Below are 2,892 nucleotides of genomic sequence, written 5' to 3'. Positions count from 1 at the left end.
ATATGGTGTACAACGGTCACGTGTATGAGTAGTAGCGGATTTCTACACACAAACTTTTCAGTTTAGCACTGACCTTCATCTTATTGTTTATACTTTTGTTTTATCACTTAAACCGCTATTACTTATAGCATCGATGAAAAAGCAGTAAGTCGAGTATCTTTAAAGTAAATAAAAACGATTAAGATATGGAAACTCAAATTACTGCCTTACCAAAGTTATATATAGGGATTGACATACACAAGCGAAGTTGGAAAGTTCATTGTTCTACAGACTTGTTTTCAGGCAAGTCCTTTAGTATGCCACCTGAGCCAGATCAATTGAAAGCTTATGTAGATAAACATTTCAGAAATCATGAAGTCAGTGTAGCTTATGAAGCAGGGTGTTGTGGTTATTATGCTCATCGTAGATTTGAGAGTTATGGGTGGAAATCATTGGTTGTAAATCCAGCGGATATTCATCGCAGAGGTAAAGAACGTTACACCAAGACCGACCGTATTGATGCACAGTTGATAAGTAGAGAGTTAAAAGATGGTCGATTAACCAGTATTCATGTTCCCGACATGCATCGAGAAGCCTTACGTAGTTTGTTTAGAAGGCGAAATGATTTGGTTAAGGACTTTAGGCGTATTAAGAGCTATATCAAGATGCAATTGTTGTATTTCGGTATCAAGATACCAGAGCAGTATGATAATGACCATTGGAGTCATAATTTCCGTAATTGGTTAGACGCTATTGAGTTCCAGTATCCTATAGCAAAGTCAAGCTTAGAGAGTCGGATGCGTTATTTTCGATTTGTAGATTCAGATTTACGTTTGGTAAGTAATGAGTTAAGAGCTTATTGTCGAAAGCATTTTAAGAAGGATTATTATTTACTTCGGAGTATCCCAGGAATAGGTGGTATAGTGGCCTGTGGGATATTAAGTGAATTGGGTGATTTGCGACGGTTTAATAACCTAAAACATTTATCAGGCTATGTAGGATTGGCACCAGGAGTTTATCAGAGTGGAACTAATAGTAAGACCATGGGCATAACCCCAAGAGCACATCGTTTGATACGTTCTTATTTTATAGAAGCCTCCTGGCAAGCTATACGTACAGATCCTGTAATGCAGTCGTATTATCGTAAACATCAGGGAAAGAATGTGAAGAGTATCATCATTAAAGTAGCAAGAAAGTTACTTAGCAGAACTTTAGCAGTAATAAAAACAGAGACACCTTATGAAATAGGAGTTATAGAATAGAATAGAATAAAATATAAACCAATAACAAAGCTCACAGAGAAGTATTCAAAGCCTATATCACAAAACACCGTGGGTGAACTAAATGATTTAGTATCACATTTTTATAGCAAGTGGCTAGGCTTATTATAACTTATAATCATACAGATGCTGGTGACGACTCAAAAGAGTAGATCACAAATAGGATGCGGAGCAAGTTATATAAGGTGTTGAAGTATTGATAATCCTATCGGAATTACCAACAATTCAACACCCCAAAATCATCAATATGAGATAATTAAAATAATAAATAGTAACTTTGAAGAACTGGGCTAGTGCTTTTCATAGGACACAATGTTGGCGGTAGTTTTTCCTCTTTTCAGTTTAAATCTCAATGGGTTCCAATCTTCGATTTCGGGTTGTTCAATATTTTCGCTAAAAAACATTATTTCTTTTCCTTCTCTAATTTCATAAGCGGTGTGTTTAAATGAAAACTCTTTTTTAGGACATTCTGCATACAGTTTTTGAATTTCTGGAACATTGTCATACGAAACAATCCACTTAATGTTTTGAATAGACTTAATCTTGTCACTAACCTTTTTATGGTTCTTATCTTCGTAATGGTTCATATAAAGCGTACTTGCTTTTAGATAATATGGTGGGTCGAAATAAAAAACTACATTGTCAGTTTGAGCTTCTTGTTCTATTTTGTCAATTAATTTGACAGCATCTTTTTTGTAAAGACGAATGTTTTTTTTGTGACTAGCAATGTTTCTTATTCTTTGTATTAATTCCGTTTTATTAAATCTACAATCCATTAAATAATTCCCATTCTGTTCAACTCCACCCATAACTCCAGCGTTAATAATTCCGGAACGATTAGTGCGATTTAAATAAAATGTAGAAAAACCTAAATCAAGTAAATCAGCCTTTTTTTTGTTTGATTGAACTGCTTTTTGTTTTTTCCATTCTTCTATTGATAGTTCTGCATTTTCTATCAATTCACATAATTGGTTAGTTTTATTTAGAACTGAATGCCAAAAAGCATAAATTGAACGGTCTCTGTCGTTTATCGTAATCTTTTGAACAAAACCCTCGATAAGTAAAAACAAAGCTACAGAAGCACCTCCTGAATATGGTTCAACATAATGTCCATTGATATTATTATCTAAACAAATTTTAGCGATAAAAGCCGAAAGTTTATTTTTACCTCCTGGATATCTTAATGGTGAATAGAACATATTACAATTTTGTTAAATCAATTGAGTTTAACAAATCATTCTCGTCTTGTAACATAAACTCAATTAAATCAATTAAGTTATCACAAATGCCTTTAGCATCAGCTGGTACAGCACCAACTCTGTAGTTGTGAATTATTTGATGTGAACGTTGTAAATCGAAATCTTCAAATGCTTTTCTGATTCCTGTATTCGTTATGAGTTCTGTAAATTTTGTTTTTAATATATCAAAATTTGTATAGGGTAAAGGTTTATGGCTTTTTGATTTGTATGCTAAAGCAAAATGATTAGAAGTATTTATAGGTTTCCTATTAGTCTTATTTGTGTTTTCAACGATAAACTTTAGTGTACATTCAAAAGATACTCGAGTAAGAGCAGTTTTTGCATTGGCAAAATTATTTTGGTCTAGTTTGTAGGTTTCTTCAATTAGTCTTTTT

General features: G+C 33.2%; 3 protein-coding genes. 1 reads left to right on the top strand and 2 read right to left on the bottom strand.

Translation table 11 applies throughout. The annotated features are described in order from the left end of the window. Positions 1 to 185: 185 nt before the first annotated feature. Complete coding sequence (locus AC1EUY_RS15850) at positions 186 to 1,241, top strand: IS110 family RNA-guided transposase (RefSeq protein ID WP_480196526.1); 1,056 nt, start codon at positions 186 to 188, stop codon at positions 1,239 to 1,241. A gap of 308 nt (positions 1,242 to 1,549) precedes the next feature. On the opposite strand, the gene AC1EUY_RS15845 is transcribed toward AC1EUY_RS15850, so the two are convergent. Continuing rightward, a complete protein-coding gene (locus AC1EUY_RS15845) occupies positions 1,550 to 2,458 on the bottom strand; it encodes a DNA adenine methylase (RefSeq protein ID WP_480196525.1) in 909 nt (302 codons plus the stop codon). Position 2,459: 1 nt separating this feature from the next. Then, the coding region (locus AC1EUY_RS15840; RefSeq protein WP_480196524.1) for a hypothetical protein at positions 2,460 to 2,892 on the bottom strand (433 nt) is incomplete at its 5' end.

Source organism: Maritimimonas sp. 2210JD6-3 (assembly GCF_056591795.1).
Note: the sequence above shows the minus strand (reverse complement) of the source record. Positions and strands in the feature narration are given on the sequence as shown.